Here is a 15531-nt window from a genome sequence, read left to right as displayed (position 1 = left end):
TCGCGTCGTTCCCCGTTTTCGGTGCGTTTCGTACCTACAGTGGCGAGGTGACTACGCCCGCAGAAGACCAGCGCGACCACGCGATGGCGCGCGCCTCCGCGCTCCGCCGCGAGCTGCGCGCGGGTCTGACGCTGCTGCCGGACCAGGCGGAGGACGAACGCACGCAGATGCTCGACTCCCTGGTCGAGCGCGCGGAGGCACTGCTGCACACCGAGCAGGAGGTCGACGCCGCCGTCGAACAGGTACGGCTCGCCCGGCTGGAAGCGAAGCGCGGCAAGGCGCAGCGGACGACGCTGTACCTGGCGGTCGCGCCGGTCGCGGTCGGGATGGTGAGCGGGGCGATGATGCTGTTCGGCGCGCTCAACGCGGTCTGGCTGCTGCTCGCGCTGCCGCTGCTGGGTGCCGGACTGCGGATCGCGTTCGGGCCGCTCGGGCCGACGCCGCTGATGGTCACCCGTCGGCAGCGCGCCGCGTACGCCGGAGCGCTGGCGGCCGTCTTCACCGCGGTCGCGCTCATCGGGGCCGGGCCGTCGGCGGAGCCGATCGTGGTGGTCCTGGCCGCGCTCGCGACGGCGGCGACCGCGGCGTTTCTCGTGCAGGAGACGCGATGACCGAGTACTACCGCGACACCGAGTACTACCCGGCCGACGAGGTCCCGGAGGTCGAGCACGACCCGGAACTGCTCGCCCTCACCGACACCGTCGGCGGGATGCGGGAGACCTTCGACGACCTGGAAAACCGCACCGGCCGCGAGCTTTCCGAGCTGCGCGAGACGGTCGAATCGTTCACCGAAACGCATTCCCGGCACGAAATCCGGCTGGACCACACGGCCCGCCAGCTCGAACGGCTCCGGCAGCGGCTGCTGGTGCTCGAACGCGCGGTGCGGGTGTCGGAGAAGGTCCCGGTGGTCGACCTGGACGACGTCGGCCCCCGGATCCGGCAGCTCGCCGCCGAGGCGGAACGGCGGCACAGCCTGGCCGCGCAGCTGCTCACGCCGACCCAGCGCCGGCCGTACGAAGAGGACGTCGCGCGGTTGCCGCAGGCACGGGAAGCGTTGGCGCGCAGCGAAGAAGCGTTGATCGCCGTGCTGGAGGTGCTGGCGAAAGCCGAGCGCGGCACGCCGGAGCGCGACGACGCGGAGGCGCGACTGTCCGAAGTGGTCGCCGGGCGGCGCGGCGTGCTGGATCGTCAGCTGCCGGCCGCGCAGCAGGATGCCGAAGCGGCGCACCAGGTTCTGGCGGCAGACGAGGTGACCCGGACCCGGGTGCTGCCGCAGATCGAGAAGTGCGAACGGGACTGGGAGGAGCTGCATTCCCAGCTGCGCGAGCGGATCACCGACGCGATCGGGTCCAGTGCGCTGCTGCCGGTGTGGTTCACACACGCGTTCGGGGTCGCGCCGCCGTCCGGCGCGGCGGGGGACAAGTGGATCCGCGCGGCGACGTCGGCGCTGGCGTACCGGGTGACGCACGGCGTGGTCGACCAGGCGCTGCCGCTGGGAGAGCCGCCGCCTTCGGACACCGACTGGACGGAACCGAAGTGGTCGTGGCGGGCCCGGCTCGAACACGACATCGAGGAACTCGACCTGGGCTCGTGAGTGGCGATGCCGGTTCTAACCGGCATCGCCACTCACGAGCAGTTCCCGCTGCATCCACGTCACATCCCGCCACGCCCCGTGCTTCCACCCGATCCGCTTCCAGGTCCCGACCAGCTCGAACCCCATCGCCCGGTGCAGCCCGACGCTCGGCTCGTTCGGCTGTGTCATCCCGGCCACCGCCATCCGGAAGCCGCGCTCGGCCAGCCGGGCGAAAAGGGCTTCATACAAGGCTTTTCCGCCGCCCGCGCGCCGACGGTCCTGCGCCAGGTACACACTCACCTCGCACGACCAGCGGTAGGCCGCACGCTCCTTGTACGGGCTGCCGTAGGCGTATCCGACGACCTCGCCGTCGATTTCCAGCACCAGCCACGCATGCGACTTCGTCGCCTTCGCGATGCGAGCGGCCATTTCCGCCGGGGTCGGCGGTTCGGTCTCGAAGGAGATCGTGGTGTCCCGGACGTACGGCGCGTAGATCGCCGCGCACGCCTCGGCGTCCCGGTCTTCGGCAGGTCGGATCAGCATGTTCCCGATAGTAGACATGATCCGCTGCTATAGTCGACTTCTGTGACCGATCCCCTCTCCGCCTCGCTCGCCGCGGCGGTGCGCGAAGCCCGTCAGGACCGTGCGCTGTCCGCGGGTGTGCTCGCCGAACGTTCCGGAGTTTCCCGTGCCATGATCGGGAAAATCGAACGCGGCGAAGCACAGCCGACGGCCGTGCTGCTGAGCCGGCTCGCCACCGCGCTCGGCCTCACTCTGTCCGAGCTGATCGCCCGCGCGGAGGGCGACGACCGCCGCCTCGCCCGTCGCGAGGACCAGTCGACCTGGCAGGACCCGGTCACCGGCTACGTGCGCCGCGCCGTTTCGCCGCCGGGACACGGGGCCACTGAGCTGGTCGAGATCGACCTGCCGCCCGGCGCGAAAGCCGGGTTCCCGGCCAGCTCCTACACCTTCGCCGACCATCAGGTCTGGGTGCTGTCCGGCCAGTTGCGGTTCCACGAGGGCGACGTGGTGCACGAGCTTGCCGAGGGCGACTGCCTCCAGCTGGGCCGCCCGGTCGACTGCGCGTACGAGAACCCCGGGACCCAGCCGTGCCGCTATCTGGTGGTGCTCACCAAGCGCTGACGTGACGCAGGTCACGTCTGATTTGTCTGATTACCGGGGTCTCCCGCCCGGACATGATGCGACCGCAAAGGCATCCGGGAGGAGAAACGAGTGGGTTCGTGGCGGGAATTGGGCGCGCATTTCAGCACGACGGTCGTGCTGGCCGGCGGGGTGCTCGTCGGCGCGGTCAACATCTATGTGGCGGCAAGCCTTTTGCCGACCGCGGTCGCTGACATCGGCGGGGAACGGCTCTACGCGTGGAACATGACGGCGTTCCTCGTCGCGCAGGTCGTCGCGACGATGTTCGTCAGCCGGGCGCTCGCGCGGCTCGGCAACGCGGCGGCGTACTACCTCGGGTTCGGCGTTTTCGCGGCGGGCTCGGTGGTGTGTGCGGTGAGCCCAGCGATGCCGGTGCTGCTGGCCGGGCGCGGGGTGCAGGGATTGGGCGCGGGACTGCTGACCGGGCTCGGGTTCGCGGTGATTCATTCGGCGCTGCCGCAGCACTTGTGGGCGCGGGGGAGTGCGGTGATCTCGGCGATGTTCGGCGTCGGCAACCTGGTCGGCCCGGCGCTCGGCGGGCTGTTCGCGCAATTCGGTTCGTGGCGGGTGGCGTTCGTCGTGCTCGCGGTCGCGGCCGTGGTGATAGCCGCTTTGGTGCCGCGGGCGCTTCCTCGCAGCGAGCGCGGCGGCGCGCCGGCTCCGGTGCCGACCTTCGCGCTGGTGGCCGTGGTGGGCGCGGTCGGGGCGGTGAGTGTCGCCGGGATCTTGACGAACGTCGTCGCGATGGCGTTGTTTATCGTGCTGGGCTTTGGTTTCGTGCTGGCGTTTCTGCTCGTCGAGAAGCGCGCAACCGTACGGGTGCTGCCCGCTGAGACGTACGATTCCGGCTCGCCGCTGCGGTGGATCTACCTGACGATCATGTGTCTCGCGGCCGGGGTTTCGGTGGAGGCGTTCCTGCCTCTGTTCGGTCAGCATCTCGGCGGATTACCGCCCGCCGCGGCGGGTTTCTTCTCGGCCGCGCTGTCGTTCGGCTGGTCCGCCGGGCAGATCGTCAGCTCGTCGGCCCGCCGGGTCCGGCTGCTCTGCCTGGCCGGCCCGGCGCTGCTGGCGGTCGCGTTCGTCGTGCTTGCCTTGCTGCAGCGGGAAAACGCTTCGGTGCTGGCGTGGCTGGTCGTGCTTCTGGCCGGGGGAACGGGGATCGGCATCGCGATGCCGCACCTGTCGGTCGCCGCGATGGCCAGCGGTCAGCAAGCGGCGGCCGCGATCGCGACGGTGCTCACGATGGCGACCGCGTTCGGCGCTTCGATCGCCGGTCTGCTGGTGAACCTGGGCGCTCCGTCGATGGTGATGTCCGCGCGCTATCTGCTGATCGGTTTCGCTTTCGTTGCCGCGGCAGGGATTTTCACGACAGCCGCGGCAGGCGTTGGTGCACGTCGAGCAGCTGCGCGAACGGATCGCCCACAGCCGCGACGCGATCGAGCACCGTCCGGATCGTCCACCGATCCGGAGTGAGGCCGGGGTCGTCGAGTTCGTCCCACTCCAGCGGGACGGACACCGGCGCCCCCGGCTTCGGCCGCACGCTGTACGGCGCGACGAGGGTCTTGTTCAGCACGTTCTGCGTGTAGTCGAGCCGGGCCAGCCCGCCGCGCCGGTCCTTCTGCCACGCCCAGCTCACCAGGTCCGGCACCGTCTTGCCGATCGACTTCGACACGGTTTCCGCCCACGCCCGGGTCTCGGCGTACGTATACCGCGGCTCGACCGGCACCCAGATCTGAATGCCGCGCTGCCCGGTGGTCTTCGGCCGCCCGACGAGCCCGAAGTGGTCGAGCGCGGTGCGGTGCAGCCGGGCGAGCGCGAGCACGTCGTCGAAGGACGTCTCCCCACCGGGGTCGATGTCGAACAGCAGCCAGGTCGGATGCTCGACGTCGGACGTGCGCGACGTCCACGCGTGCAGTTCCAGCGCGGCGAAATTGGCCAGCCAGGCCAGATCCGCGACGCCGGAGGGCACGAGGTAGTGCTGCACGTCGCCGGGGTCGGCCGCCTCGTAATGCCAGCGGTGCAGCCATTCCGGCGCGTGCTCGGGGACTTCCTTGTGCCAGAACCCGGGTTTGCCGACGCCGCCGGGGAACCGGTTGGTGTTGAGCGCGCGGCCGGCGAGGTAGGGGAGCATCGTCGGGGCGATCCGGGTGTAGTACTCGATCAGTTCCCGCTTGGTGATCGGCGCTTCGCCCTCGCGGCCGGGAATCAACGTCTTGTCGAGGTTGGTGACCTTCAGCTGCCGCCCGGCGACCGTCCAGGCACCCTGCTTGCCGAGCTGTCGCAGCTCGGCTAGTTCCTCATCGGACGCCGGTGCGAACACCGGATGCACCGGCACTTCCGCCTCGGCCGCGGGCAGATCGCCCCGCCACAACGCGGGCGGCGCGGCGGCGATCTCGTCGTTGGTGAGCCCGCTTTTCACCGACTTCGGATGGTCCTCGGCGTCCCAGCCGGAGGCAGCGTGGTCGTCTTGCTTGTGCAGCAGGAACCACTGCTTCCCGTCGCCGTCCCGCTTCGGATGGATCAGCACGAAGCGCCCGGCCAGCTTCTCGCCGAACAGATCGAAGTGCAGGTTCCCGTCCGCCAGCGCCTGCTCGGGATCGTCGGTGTCGACCGGCTCCCACCGTCCGCGATCCCACACGATCACGTCGCCGCCGCCGTACTCGCCGTGCGGGATCACGCCCTCGAAATCGGCGTACTCCAGCGGATGATCCTCGACGTGCACGGCCATCCGCCGCGCCTTCGGGTCCAGCGTCGGCCCCTTCGGCACGGCCCAGCTGACCAGCACGCCGCCCAGCTCCAGCCGGAAGTCGTAATGCCGCCGCCGCGCCCGATGCCGCTGCACGACGAAGCGGTAGCCAGGCTCCTTCGGGACGTTCGCGCCGGACGGCTCGTCGGTCTTCGCGAAGTTGCGCATCGCGCGGTACTTCGCGAGCCGCTCCGCGGCACCGTCCATTCGCCGCCCCTCCTCGTCAGCAGGCCGGAGGTTCCTCCGTGCAGGAACTGCTGTCGACCGTTCCGGAAGCCGCCTGCAACAGCAAGTTGTAGAGCTGCTCGCGCTGGTCCGGATCGAGCGCGGCGAAGACCTCGTCCTCGACCGCCGCGAGCGCCGCCTCCGCCCGCGCCAGCTCGCTCGCCCCGCGCTCGGTCAGCTCGACGACGTGCCGCCTGCGGTCCTCCGGCGACCGCCGCCGCTCGATCAGCTGGTCGGCTTCGAGGTCGTTGAGCAGGCCGACGACGTTGGTGCTGTCCATCTCGAGGATCCGCGCGAGGGACTGCTGGGTGCTGGAACCGCGCGTCTGCAGGACGGTGAGCGCGATCAAATGCCGCGGCCGCAGCCCGAACGGAGCGAGCACGCTTTCCGCACGCAGCCGGATCCGGCGCGCGAAGTGCTCGAGCAGCGCACCAGACCTGCGCGGAGCCTGGGCGACGAGCGGCAGCGGAGCCATGTGTCCAGTCTACGAGACGCGCCGGGTCGCTGCCGTGCTATAAATGGTTTGTCCAACGCAAACTATCTACGGACGGTCATCGACATGGCACACTTGCTGCACCTCGACTCCAGCATCAACGGCGACCGCTCGGTGAGCCGCAAACTCAGCGCCAGGGCCGCCAAGGCCTGGCAAACCGCCCACCCCGGCGGCACGGTCACCTACCGCGACCTGGGCGCGAACCCGATCCCGCACCTGGACCCGCTCGCCTGGGCAGCCCGGATCACCCCCGCCGCCGAACGCACCCCAGACCAGCTCGCAGCCGCCCGGATCGGCGAGGAACTGGCCGCGGAAGTCCTGGCCGCGGACACCGTGCTGCTCGGCCTGCCGCTCTACAACTACGGCGCGCCCAGCTCGGTGAAAGCCTGGGTAGACCGCCTGATCGCCTCCGCTGGCGACGACCCGTCAGTACTGGGCGCCGGCCGGGAACTGCTAGTGCTGGCCAGCCGCGGCGGTGGGTACGGGGAAGGTGCCCCTCGCCAAGGCTGGGACCACGCCGAAGGCTGGCTCCCGCACGGCCTTTCCCTGACCGGCCTGGAACCACGCTTCATCACCGCGGAATTCACCATGGCGGACGTCAACCCCGCGCTGGCGGAATTTCGTTCGCACGCAGAGGAAAGCCTGGCCGCGGCGGAACGGGAAATCGACTCCCTGTGGACTCCCGCCGCCGCACACTGACCCCCGCTTCTCGTTCCGTGAGGGGAACCCTCACGGCCCCAGATTCCCTCAGGGTTCCCCTCACGGCCGTTCGGCGAGTCCAGTGGGTCCGGTCGGTCTGTGAGGGGCCCCTTCACGGACTTAGCTTCCCTCAAGGAGTCCTTCACGGACCGCCCCGCCACCAACCGCCGCCGATGCACCCAAAGCAGCGAGGCACCCACACCACCCCCGCACCCCGATACGAAGCCAAAACGCGGTCTGGGGTGGCTTGTCAAGGCATCTTTCCCGCCTTGACAAGCCACCCCAGACCGTCGTCACACTCAGGCTTCGGGGTGCCCCACGCAACCACTAAACCCGGGGGAGATCAAACATCCCCCCGCCGAACCCGATAAACCTGCAACCGCAATTCGTAATACTTGGTAGTCTCCCCCACCCACTGCATCCCAATCCGCTCCGCAGTAGCAATAGCCCGCGAGTTGCTAGGCCGGGCAACCGCGAACAACTCGTCAGTCCCGTCCTGCCGAAACGCCCACTCCATCAACCCACGGGCCGCCTCCGCCGCATACCCGTGCCCCCACTCCTCGGGCCGCAACTGCCAGCTCAGCTCCAGATCCTCCTGATACGGCGGCAGCAACCGGATCCCCAGCCCGCCGATGACCCGCCCGTCCGACCGAAGTTCCACTGCCCACCGCCCCCGGGGAGGGATCAGATTCGGCTGCGCCTCCTGCCACGCCTGCAGCACCGACCGCATCGCGGCCGGATCGGCGACCCGGTCCATCGCGGGCGTGAGCCAGTGCGTGACATCGGAGGAGCCGTAAATCTGGTACGCGGCTTCGGCGTCGTCGGCCGTCCAGTCCCGGATCACGAGACGGTCGGTGGTCAGCGGCAGGGTCATGTACAAACGGTACGCCCGTTCCACCCGGTCCGGGATGGTGATCCAGGACGCATCGAAGGCTCTTGTCCGCCAAGGACTCCGCCCGGCGGGGGAGCGGGTTAGACTGCGCGGGTGGAGATCTGGGTGAACCCGCGCTGTTCCAAGTGCCGCTCGGCGGTGTCGCTGCTCGACGAGGCGGGCGCGGAGTACACCGTGCGCCGCTATCTGGAGGAGCCGCCGACCGAGGCCGAACTCGCCGCGGTGCTCGACCGGCTCGGCCTCGAACCGTGGGACATCACCCGCACCGGCGAGAAAATCGCCGGTGAACTCCAGCTGAAATCCTGGTCCCGCACCCCGGCGGACCGTCCACGGTGGATCGCCGCGCTCGCCGGGCATCCGGAATTGATCCAGCGCCCGATCATCACCGCCGACGACGGCACCACGGTGGTCGCCCGCGACGAGGAGACCGTCCGCTCGGTGCTCAGCTGACCGCCACCGCGATCAGCGCCGCCGCCAGCAGGAGCACGTACGCGACGGCGTGCACCTTGTCCGGCAACCGGTCGGCGACCCGGCGGACGAGGGCGATCGTCGGCAGCGAACCGGCCAGCAGCGCCACGCCGGCGATCGGGTCGAGGTAGCCCGACGGCCCGCCGCCCGCCGTCGCGTAGACCGCGGTCGCCACGACCGCGACCGGCACGCTCAGCGGGTTCGCCATCGCGGCCGCGTCCGCCATCGGAAGTCCCTTGCGGCGCAACAACGGCACCGTCATCACGCTGCCGCCCACCCCGAGGAAACTCGCGACCGCGCCGATGCCGACCCCGCCCGCGGTCGTGGTGAACGTGCTCAGCGGCTTGGGTTCGCCCTGCGGCTTAAGGAATCCGCCGCGCGCCAGGCTGTCCACAATGGTCACTGCGAGATAGACGATGAAGAGGATCCGCAACAGCCCGTCGCCCGCGTAGGTCGCGGCCACCGAACCCACCACGGCGCCGACGGCGACGAACGCGGCGAGCGGCCAGATGTAGTCGCGGCGGAGACGTCCGGCCCGCGCTTGCACGACGGTCGCGCTGACCGCGTTCACCACCATCACCGCGGTGGACGTAGCGATGGCGACATGCATCGCGTCGCCGCGGCTCGTGACCGCCGCGACCACTGGCACGGTGACGAATCCGCCGCCGAATCCGAACAGGACAGTCGTCACGCCGCTGAGGCAGCCGAAGAGCAGAAGAATCAGGATCGAGGTCAACACTGGCTTCAAGGTAGGCCGTCGAGGCCGCGGCGCGCATCCGAAGATTCGCCAGGTTCTTTCGCGGATCGGACACCTACCCTGGAGGCATGCGCAACGTTCCGCTGGACGAGGTCGACGCCCTCCCGCGCGCCGTGCTCGCGATCAGCACCGACTACCCGCCGGACCATTTCCTGCCGCCGCACCGCCACCGCCGCGCGCAGTTCCTCTACGGCGCCACCGGTGCGATGCGGGTCGGAACGGCCGACGGCACGTGGACCGTCCCGACCCGGCGCGCGGTGCTGATCCCGCCGGAGACCGACCACAGCGTCGTGATGATGAACGTGACCACGCGCAGCCTCTACCTCGAACCGTCGGCGGTGCCGTGGTTCCCGCGCCGCTGCCAGACTGTCGACGTCTCGCCGCTGCTGCGGGAATTGCTGCGGGAAGCCGTGGACGTAGCCCCGGAATACCCGCGCCGCGGCCGCGACGCCACGCTGATTTCCCTTCTGCTGCACGAGCTTTCCCGCTGCGTCCCGCTCCCGCTGGAACTCCCGTGGCCGCGCCACGAAGGCCTGCGCGCCCTGTGCCAGTCCTTTTCGGACGCTCCGGACGTGCACGACCCGCCGTCGCGCTGGGCGGCGGAGCTGCACGTCAGCGAACGGACGCTGCACCGGCTGTTCCGCGCCGAAACGGGCCTGAGCTTCGCCCGCTGGCGGGAGCGGGCCTGTGTGCTGCGCGCGCTCCCGCTGCTCGCCGCGGACCTTCCGGTAGCCGAGGTCGCGGTGACCCTCGGCTACGAAAGCCCGGCCGCCTTCACCACGATGTTCAGCCGCCTCCTCGGCGCCCCGCCCCGGTCCTACCGCGACCCGGCCGCCGAGTGACCCACATCTCATTGAGTACAACTTGATTGCGCACAACTGAGTTGTACAGTGGGTCCCGTTCGGAACTTTCCCTTGAGGAGGACCCCATGACTGCCACTGTCGTTCTGGTGCACGGCGCGTTCGCTGACTCGTCCAGCTGGAACGGGGAGATCGAGCGGTTGCAAGCCGCCGGGCACCGGGTGATCGCGGCGGCGAACCCGCTGCGCGGAGTCGCCGAAGACGCCGCGTACGTGCGTTCCCTGCTGGACAGTGTCGAAGGCCCGATCGTCCTGGTCGGCCATTCTTATGGCGGCTCGGTGATCTCGGCCGCCGCGGCCGGGCACCCCGGGGTGCGGGCGCTGGTCTATATCGCCGGCTTCCTCCCGGACGAGGGCGAAAGCGCCGGTGAGCTGGCCGGGAAGTTCCCGGGCGGGACGCTGGGGGAGACCCTGGAGCAGGTGCCGCTGGCGAACGGCGTCGACCTGTACGTCCGGCAGGACCTGTTCCACCAGCAGTTCGCGGCGGACGTCCCGGACGCACAGGCCCGCCTGATGGCCGCCGGCCAGCGCCCGATCGCCGCGGCGGCCCTGGACGAGGCGTCGCCGGCGCCGGCGTGGAAGGACCTGCCGGTGTACAGCCTGATCCCGACCGCGGACAAGAACATCCCGGCCGAGGCGCAGCGGTTCATGGCGGAACGCGCGGAGGCGGAGGTGGTCGAGGTGGCGGACGCTTCGCACGCGGTGCTGGTTTCGCGGCCGGACGCGGTCGCGGAGCTGATCCTGCGCGCGGCCAAGTGAGCTTGGCTGAGTGAGTCCGGTCCGCGCCGCGGTGGTTGGGCGGCGCGGCCGGGCTCGAGAGAGATAGCCGGAGGTGCGGTTGGCTCCGGGGTCGGCTCTCTCCCGCGAGGCTGGATCGCGCGGCTGGGGCAGGCCGACCGCGGCTGACCTGGCGGCGCGATCCGGGACCGGCTCGGCCCGGCTGCGTCGCGCGGCCGGGGGTTGGCCGACCGTGGCTGGCGTGGTGGCCCGGCTGGGTCGCGAGGTCCGGGACGAGCGGCCTGCGGCTCGTGTGGCGGCCCGGTTCCGGCTCGGCCGGGGCGAGCCGACTGCGGCGATCCGCCCCCGAGATCGGCAGGTTTGGCCAGGTCATCGGCCCCGCTGTGCGGCGGCTGCGGACCCCGGCCGTCCCGGTGTGCGGACTTCTCATGGCCGAGCCAGGCTTTCGCCGTTCGCCGCGCCGGTGCGGCAGTTACCATCGGCGGCCATGAGTACCTCAGGGGGTCCACAAGAGCAGCCGGGCACGCCGCAGGAGCCGGGTGCGGTCCCGCCGGGATGGCAGGCGCCCCCGCCGGGCGCCGGGTATCCGCAGCAGCCCGCCGCACAGCCGGGGCAGCCCGGCTCGCCGCAGCAGCCTGGGCAGTCTCCGCAGTACGGCCAGCCCGCCCAGCCCGCGCCGGGCTACTACCCGGGCCAGCCCGGGCAGCCGGGCCAGCCGCAGCCCGGCCAGTACCCGGGGCAGCCGGGCCCGCAAGCCGGTCAGTACCCGGGCCAGCCGCAAGCCGGTCAGCCAGGTCAGCCGCAGCCAGGCCAGCAGCCGGGTCAGGCAGGCCAGCCGTACCCCGGCCAACCCGCCTACCCCGCTCAGCAGGGTTATCCAGCACAACAGCCCGGCTACCCGCCCCAGCAGCAGCCCGGCCCCGGCTACCCCGCACCCCAGGGCTACCCGCAAGCCAACCGGCCTCTCACCACCCCGGGCCTCGGCGCCATCCCGGCGGCCCTCGGCGGCATCCTCGAGATCGTCGCCCTCTTCATCCCCTGGATCACCTTCACCAAGGGCTCGCAATCGGCGTCGCTCACCTTCTTCGACATCTTCAGCAACCTCCCGTCCGGCTCCGACGGCTTCGCCTCGATGTACGTGCGCTTCCTCGCCTTCATCGTGATCGCCGCGACGCTGCTGTCCAGCCTCCCGTGGGTGCTTGGCGCCCTGCGCACCAAGAAATCCGCCTACTGGCTGAGCGGGATCCGCAGCCGCGAACTGACGCCGCAGAGCCTCGGGTGGTACCGCACCGTCTTCGCGGGACGGGCGACCGTGATGCTGATCATCCACATCGCCGGCATCGTCACGATCTTCTCCGAGGACCTGTCGAGGATCAGCCTCGGCGCGTATCTGCTGCTGGCCGGCGGGGTGCTCGTGGTCGTCGGCGCGGCCATCGGGCCGAAGCTCACCGCCGCCCGCGGATGACCGGGTTCTGACAAATGTCACCGCGCATCGGTGCGCGGTGACACTACGGCCCGCTTGCCCGTCCGCTCACCATGAGGCGGGCAAGCGGCGCCGGGTCCACCGGGCCGGAAAGGTCCGGAAAGGACAGTCATGAACTCCCGTCCCGCAACGGTTTCCGTTGCCGACCCGGCGCTCCGGGTGGTCCGCGTCCTCACCGGGGCCTATCTGGCGCTGAGCGTGCTCACCCTCGGCGCGATCTTCCTTCTCCGCGCCGACCCGGCGATGGTCACCGACGTCGTCTGGGTCCGCGCCACGATCGTGGCGGCCAGTGCGTTGCTCACCTTTCTCTTCGCGCGGAGCGCGGCGAACGGGTCGAAACGAGGGCTGTTGCGGCTCCGGATCGTGTCGGCGGTGATGACGGTCGCGATTGTCGTCATCGTGTCGATCCCGGGCTTCCTGCCGCTGTGGGTCCGGCTTGAGCAGGGCGTCTGCGGGGTGCTGCTGCTGGCGGTGGTCGTACTGGCCAACGGACGGCGCGTGCGCTCGCTGTTCGCCGGGTAGCGTGCCCGACGTGGACCGCGGCCCCGATTCCGACGCGCGGCGCTGGGTATTGGGCTGGCGCCGGCTCGTGCTGGACGCCGGCCTCCTGGTGTACCCGCTGATCGTCCTGGCCCAGACCGCGGATCGGCCGACCGCGGTGGTGGCGCTGCTGGCGTTCTGCGCGTGCTACATCGGGGCGGCCGTCGCTGCTTACGAGCTCCGGAGCGGGCTCTTCTGGACCCTGACCGGTGCGTTGACGGTGCTGTTCGCCGTCGTGCTGCCGATCGCCCACGAGAACGCGTTTTACCTGCTCGCCGTGGTGGTTTCGCTCGCCGTTCCCCGGTTGCCGCGCAAGGGAATGCTGATCGTGCCGGTCGCCGCGGCGGCGACGGTGCTGGTGCCGTGGGCGGTCTGGGACACCGGCCCGGGGTGGGCGCAGGCGGCCGCGCTGGTGTTCACTGTGCTGGTGGTCGTCGCGTTCGCGGAGGCGCTGCGGGCGAACCGGGCACTGGTGCAGGCGCGCGCGGAGGTGCAGCGGCTGGCCGCGGACGCCGAGCGTTCGCGGATCTCGCGGGATTTGCACGATCTGCTGGGACATTCGCTTACCGCGATCACGGTGAAAAGCAATCTCGCCCGGCGGCTCGCGGCCAAGGGGGACGAGCGGGCGGCCGACGAGATTGGCGAGGTCGAGCAGCTGTCCCGGCAGGCGCTCGCGGACGTCCGGGCCGCGGTGTCCGGGTACCGGGACGTGACGCTCGCCGGCGAACTCGCGCGCGGCCGGGAACTGTTGCGGGCGGCGGGAATCAGCGCCGATCTGCCGACCGCCGCGGACGGGCCGCAGCAGGAACTGTTCGGCTGGGTCGTCCGGGAGGGGCTGACGAATGTGGTCCGGCATTCGCGGGCGACCTCGTGCGTGGTGACGGTTTCGGCGGACGCGGTGGAAGTCCGCGACGACGGCATCGGCGCCGCGGCGGCGGACGGGAACGGGTTGTCGGGATTGCGGGATCGGGTGGCGGCAGCCGGGGGACAGATGGAATCCGGCCCGGTGCGGCCGAGGGGATGGCGGTTGCGGGTGAGGGTGCCGTGACGATCCGGTTGTTGCTGGCCGACGACCAGGCGCTGGTCCGGCAGGCGTTGAGCACCTTGCTCGACCTGGAGGACGACTTCGCGGTGGTCGCCCAGGTCGGCCGCGGCGACGAGGTGGTGGCCGCGGCCCGGGAGCACGAGCCCGATGTCGCGTTGCTGGACATCGAGATGCCCGGGCTGGACGGGCTCGCGGCGGCCGCGGTGCTGGCCGAGCAGGTGCCGGGCTGCCGGGTGGTGGTGCTGACGACGTTCGGCCGCGCGGGATATCTCCGGCGGGCGATGGAGGCGGGAGCGGTCGGGTTCGTGGTGAAGGACGCGCCCGCCGAAGCGCTGGCGGACGCGATCCGCCGGGTGATGCGGGGCGAGCGGGTGGTGGATCCGGCGCTGGCGGTGGCGACGCTCGCGGCGGGGGAATCGCCGTTGACCGCCCGGGAGCGGGACGTGCTGATCGCGGCCCGCTCCGGGGCGTCGGTGGCGGAGATCGCCGGGAGTTTGTACTTGTCGGAGGGGACGGTCCGGAACTACCTGTCCGGGGCGATCGCCAAGACCGGGGCGCGGAACCGCATGGCGGCACTGCGGATCGCCGACGACAGGGGATGGCTATGAGCGGCCGCGCGCGGCCAGCACCGCCGCGAGACCTTCCCGCAGGTCCTTGACGAAATACCCGGGCATCTCCAGCGACGGGAAATGCCCGCCGGACTCCGGCGAATTCCACCGGACGATCTGCCGGTAGCGCTCCTGCGACCAGGCACGCGGATACTTCTCGATGTCGCGGGGATAAGTGGTGATCGCCGCCGGGACGTCGACCCGGAGTTCGGGGTCGAGCGAGTTGTGGCTTTCGTAGTAAATGCGGGCCGCGGAGGCGCCGGTCCGGGTCAGCCAGTACAGGGTGACGTTGTCCAGGATCCGGTCGCGGGAAATCGTTTCGAACGGGCTGTCCTCGGTGTCGGACCATTCGGCGAATTTGTCCAGGATCCAGGCGAGCAGCCCGGTCGGCGAGTCGACGAGCGCGTAGCCGATGGTCTGCGGCCGGGTCGCCTGCTGTTTCGCGTACGCCGCGCGGTGCCGCCAGAAATGGTGAGTTTCCTCGGCCCATTCGCGCTCGATCGCCGTCAGCCCGTCCGTGGTCTGCCCGGGAATTCCCTGGGCGAACGTGGTGTGAATGCCGAGAACGTGCTCCGGGAACCGGCCGCCGAGAACCGTGGTGATATTGCCGCCCCAGTCGCCGCCGTGCGCGGCGAATTCGGAGTACCCGAGCTTTCCCATCAAGGTCACCCAGGCGGCGGCGATCTTTTCGGTTCCCCATCCGGTGCTGGCCGGTTTGTCGCTGTAACCGAAGCCGGGAAGCGACGGAATCACGACGTGGAACGCCGGTGCGTTCGCGTCTCGCGGATCCGCCAGTTCGTCGACGACATCGACGAATTCGGCGATGCTGCCCGGCCAGCCGTGCGTCACGAGCAGCGGAGTGGCGTCCGCCCGCGCGGAGCGGCGGTGCAGGAAATGGATGCCCAGACCGTCGATGGTGGTGCGGAACTGGCCGATCTCGTTGAGGCGCTTTTCGAACGCTCGCCAGTCGTATCCGGTGCGCCAGTAGTCGACGACCTCGGCTAGGTCGGCGAGCGGAACGCCCTGGTCCCATCGGCGGGCACCGCGGACCGTCTCGGCCTCCGGCAGCCGCGCCGCGCCCAGTCGCGCACGCAGTTCGTCGAGTTCGGCTTCGGGTTCGCGGGCTTCGAACGCGGTGATGTCGCTGGTCGGACGGGACATGAGACCTCCTCGGCCATCGTGGAACCGGCTAAGACGGTTCTAGCACGGCGGCCGGACGGCTCGCAACCGGCTAAGCTGGTTCC

General features: G+C 70.5%; 18 protein-coding genes. 12 read left to right on the top strand and 6 right to left on the bottom strand.

Annotation, left to right across the window (positions count from 1 at the left end; all coding sequences use genetic code 11):
• Window positions 1-47 precede the first annotated feature (47 nt).
• Together ACFSVL_RS35775 and ACFSVL_RS35770 are read left to right on the top strand one after the other, a co-directional pair.
• A complete protein-coding gene (locus ACFSVL_RS35775; RefSeq protein ID WP_378310779.1) occupies window positions 48-611 on the top strand; it encodes a hypothetical protein in 564 nt (187 codons plus the stop codon).
• Entirely contained in the window at window positions 608-1594 is a 987-nt protein-coding gene (locus tag ACFSVL_RS35770; protein ID WP_378310777.1) for a hypothetical protein, read from the top strand. The genes ACFSVL_RS35775 and ACFSVL_RS35770 overlap by 4 nt, the downstream gene beginning before the upstream one ends.
• A 15-nt stretch (window positions 1595-1609) precedes the next feature.
• On the opposite strand, the gene ACFSVL_RS35765 is transcribed toward ACFSVL_RS35770, so the two are convergent.
• The gene (locus ACFSVL_RS35765; RefSeq protein WP_378310775.1) at window positions 1610-2116 is read right to left on the bottom strand and encodes a GNAT family N-acetyltransferase; all 507 of its coding nucleotides are present in this window, start codon (window positions 2114-2116) and stop codon (window positions 1610-1612) included.
• A gap of 42 nt (window positions 2117-2158) precedes the next feature.
• On the opposite strand from ACFSVL_RS35765, the gene ACFSVL_RS35760 reads away from it, so the two are divergent.
• Window positions 2159-2716 (top strand): helix-turn-helix domain-containing protein, encoded by a 558-nt coding sequence (locus tag ACFSVL_RS35760; protein WP_378310774.1) that lies wholly within the window; start codon window positions 2159-2161, stop codon window positions 2714-2716.
• Between the two features lie 90 nt (window positions 2717-2806).
• Entirely contained in the window at window positions 2807-4207 is a 1401-nt protein-coding gene (locus ACFSVL_RS35755; protein WP_378310772.1) for an MFS transporter, read from the top strand.
• On the opposite strand, the gene ligD is transcribed toward ACFSVL_RS35755, so the two are convergent.
• Window positions 4098-5687 carry a non-homologous end-joining DNA ligase LigD gene (gene ligD / locus ACFSVL_RS35750; protein ID WP_378310771.1) on the bottom strand — a complete coding sequence of 530 codons (1590 nt, stop codon included), beginning with the start codon at window positions 5685-5687 and terminating at the stop codon, window positions 4098-4100. The two genes, ACFSVL_RS35755 and ligD, sit on opposite strands and share 110 nt — an antisense overlap.
• 16 nt (window positions 5688-5703) lie before the next feature.
• Complete coding sequence (locus ACFSVL_RS35745; protein WP_378310769.1) at window positions 5704-6180, bottom strand: MarR family winged helix-turn-helix transcriptional regulator; 477 nt, start codon at window positions 6178-6180, stop codon at window positions 5704-5706.
• Window positions 6181-6264: 84 nt separating this feature from the next.
• Here ACFSVL_RS35745 and ACFSVL_RS35740 point away from each other — a divergent pair, with 84 nt between their 5' ends.
• Complete coding sequence (locus ACFSVL_RS35740; protein ID WP_378310767.1) at window positions 6265-6897, top strand: FMN-dependent NADH-azoreductase; 633 nt, start codon at window positions 6265-6267, stop codon at window positions 6895-6897.
• 343 nt (window positions 6898-7240) lie between these two features.
• On the opposite strand, the gene ACFSVL_RS35735 is transcribed toward ACFSVL_RS35740, so the two are convergent.
• A complete protein-coding gene (locus tag ACFSVL_RS35735; RefSeq protein WP_378310765.1) occupies window positions 7241-7771 on the bottom strand; it encodes a GNAT family N-acetyltransferase in 531 nt (176 codons plus the stop codon).
• Between the two features lie 111 nt (window positions 7772-7882).
• On the opposite strand from ACFSVL_RS35735, the gene ACFSVL_RS35730 reads away from it, so the two are divergent.
• Complete coding sequence (locus ACFSVL_RS35730; RefSeq protein ID WP_378310763.1) at window positions 7883-8239, top strand: ArsC/Spx/MgsR family protein; 357 nt, start codon at window positions 7883-7885, stop codon at window positions 8237-8239.
• On the opposite strand, the gene ACFSVL_RS35725 is transcribed toward ACFSVL_RS35730, so the two are convergent.
• Complete coding sequence (locus ACFSVL_RS35725; protein WP_378310761.1) at window positions 8232-8996, bottom strand: sulfite exporter TauE/SafE family protein; 765 nt, start codon at window positions 8994-8996, stop codon at window positions 8232-8234. The genes ACFSVL_RS35730 and ACFSVL_RS35725 overlap by 8 nt on opposite strands.
• A gap of 86 nt (window positions 8997-9082) precedes the next feature.
• On the opposite strand from ACFSVL_RS35725, the gene ACFSVL_RS35720 reads away from it, so the two are divergent.
• From ACFSVL_RS35720 to ACFSVL_RS35695, 6 genes are all read left to right on the top strand, one after another.
• Window positions 9083-9856 carry an AraC family transcriptional regulator gene (locus ACFSVL_RS35720; protein ID WP_378310759.1) on the top strand — a complete coding sequence of 258 codons (774 nt, stop codon included), beginning with the start codon at window positions 9083-9085 and terminating at the stop codon, window positions 9854-9856.
• An 86-nt stretch (window positions 9857-9942) separates the two neighbouring features.
• Window positions 9943-10632, top strand: a complete 690-nt coding sequence (locus ACFSVL_RS35715) for an alpha/beta fold hydrolase (RefSeq protein ID WP_378310757.1) — start codon at window positions 9943-9945, stop codon at window positions 10630-10632.
• Window positions 10633-11098: 466 nt separating this feature from the next.
• Window positions 11099-12076: a hypothetical protein gene (locus ACFSVL_RS35710; protein WP_378310755.1), complete on the top strand. Its 978-nt coding sequence runs from the start codon at window positions 11099-11101 to the stop codon at window positions 12074-12076.
• Between the two features lie 129 nt (window positions 12077-12205).
• A complete protein-coding gene (locus ACFSVL_RS35705) occupies window positions 12206-12616 on the top strand; it encodes a hypothetical protein (protein WP_378310753.1) in 411 nt (136 codons plus the stop codon).
• A gap of 10 nt (window positions 12617-12626) precedes the next feature.
• Window positions 12627-13682, top strand: coding sequence for a sensor histidine kinase (locus tag ACFSVL_RS35700; RefSeq protein WP_378310751.1), 1056 nt, complete (start codon window positions 12627-12629; stop codon window positions 13680-13682).
• Window positions 13679-14287: a response regulator gene (locus tag ACFSVL_RS35695; protein WP_378310749.1), complete on the top strand. Its 609-nt coding sequence runs from the start codon at window positions 13679-13681 to the stop codon at window positions 14285-14287. Before ACFSVL_RS35700 ends, ACFSVL_RS35695 begins: the two co-directional genes overlap by 4 nt.
• Here ACFSVL_RS35695 and ACFSVL_RS35690 read toward each other — a convergent pair.
• Complete coding sequence (locus ACFSVL_RS35690) at window positions 14282-15448, bottom strand: epoxide hydrolase family protein (RefSeq protein WP_378310748.1); 1167 nt, start codon at window positions 15446-15448, stop codon at window positions 14282-14284. The genes ACFSVL_RS35695 and ACFSVL_RS35690 overlap by 6 nt on opposite strands.
• Window positions 15449-15531 lie beyond the last annotated feature (83 nt).

Origin of the sequence: Amycolatopsis silviterrae (genome assembly GCF_042684085.1) — a bacterium.
GTDB lineage: Bacteria > Actinomycetota > Actinomycetes > Mycobacteriales > Pseudonocardiaceae > Amycolatopsis > Amycolatopsis silviterrae.
Note: the sequence above shows the minus strand (reverse complement) of the source record. Positions and strands in the feature narration are given on the sequence as shown.

Excerpts from the sequence above, each read along its gene's own strand:
- ACFSVL_RS35770 (WP_378310777.1), top strand. The coding sequence starts at position 608 with ATGACCGAGTACTACCGCGACACCGAGTACTACCCGGCCGACGAGGTC.
- ACFSVL_RS35765 (WP_378310775.1), bottom strand. The coding sequence starts at position 2,116 with ATGCTGATCCGACCTGCCGAAGACCGGGACGCCGAGGCGTGCGCGGCG.
- ligD (WP_378310771.1), bottom strand. The coding sequence starts at position 5,687 with ATGGACGGTGCCGCGGAGCGGCTCGCGAAGTACCGCGCGATGCGCAAC.
- ACFSVL_RS35745 (WP_378310769.1), bottom strand. The coding sequence starts at position 6,180 with ATGGCTCCGCTGCCGCTCGTCGCCCAGGCTCCGCGCAGGTCTGGTGCG.
- ACFSVL_RS35740 (WP_378310767.1), top strand. The coding sequence starts at position 6,265 with ATGGCACACTTGCTGCACCTCGACTCCAGCATCAACGGCGACCGCTCG.
- ACFSVL_RS35735 (WP_378310765.1), bottom strand. The coding sequence starts at position 7,771 with ATGACCCTGCCGCTGACCACCGACCGTCTCGTGATCCGGGACTGGACG.
- ACFSVL_RS35720 (WP_378310759.1), top strand. The coding sequence starts at position 9,083 with ATGCGCAACGTTCCGCTGGACGAGGTCGACGCCCTCCCGCGCGCCGTG.
- ACFSVL_RS35715 (WP_378310757.1), top strand. The coding sequence starts at position 9,943 with ATGACTGCCACTGTCGTTCTGGTGCACGGCGCGTTCGCTGACTCGTCC.
- ACFSVL_RS35710 (WP_378310755.1), top strand. The coding sequence starts at position 11,099 with ATGAGTACCTCAGGGGGTCCACAAGAGCAGCCGGGCACGCCGCAGGAG.
- ACFSVL_RS35705 (WP_378310753.1), top strand. The coding sequence starts at position 12,206 with ATGAACTCCCGTCCCGCAACGGTTTCCGTTGCCGACCCGGCGCTCCGG.
- ACFSVL_RS35690 (WP_378310748.1), bottom strand. The coding sequence starts at position 15,448 with ATGTCCCGTCCGACCAGCGACATCACCGCGTTCGAAGCCCGCGAACCC.